This window comes from Actinomyces sp. S6-Spd3 (genome assembly GCF_000758755.1).
In the GTDB taxonomy this organism is placed as follows: Bacteria; Actinomycetota; Actinomycetes; order Actinomycetales; family Actinomycetaceae; genus Pauljensenia.
In genome coordinates this window covers 1-508 of the sequence record NZ_JRMV01000178.1, presented here as the reverse complement: position 1 = coordinate 508, position 508 = coordinate 1, and the positions used below count along the sequence as shown (strand labels likewise).

Sequence of the window (508 nt, the reverse complement as noted above, 5' to 3'; positions counted from 1 at the left end):
GCTCTCGCGCGATATGGACACCTCGCTGTTCTCGGGCTGCTCCAAGGGGCGAAAGCCGAGCTTAACCTGGGCTACCTCCTCGCCAAAAACGCCTCTATCACCGCGCAAACCCTGCGTTCCCAAACACCAAAGCGCAAGATCGAGATCCTTCAACAACTGCGCGAGTACGTGTGGCCAGCTGTTGAAGCGGGCCAGATCAAGCCGGTCATAGGAGCGACCTACCCACTCGAAGAAATCGCTGCCGCCCACAAGGCGATTGCTGGGCGCGGCGACTCCGCCTTCGGAAAGATCGTAATCACCCTCTAGCAAAGCCCGGCTAACCTTCCGCGCAGCCCGCGAGCAGAAAAGTGGCGGCCACCCGGATTTCCAGATGACCACCACTCATTTGACTACCTAATCAGTCTTCAGCGTCACGACGCTTAAACAGGTTGAACCCCTTGCGATCCTTGGGCGGCTCCTGCGGATGATCCAACAAGCCACGCGACAGTGCGGACGCAAACGGCGGCCA

General features: G+C 59.4%; 1 protein-coding gene. It reads left to right on the top strand.

Translation table 11 applies throughout. The annotated features are described in order from the left end of the window. Positions 1-306, top strand: a 306-nt coding sequence (locus HMPREF1627_RS01055; RefSeq protein WP_034500397.1) for a zinc-binding dehydrogenase, incomplete at its 5' end; no start/stop codon positions are given. Positions 307-508 lie beyond the last annotated feature (202 nt).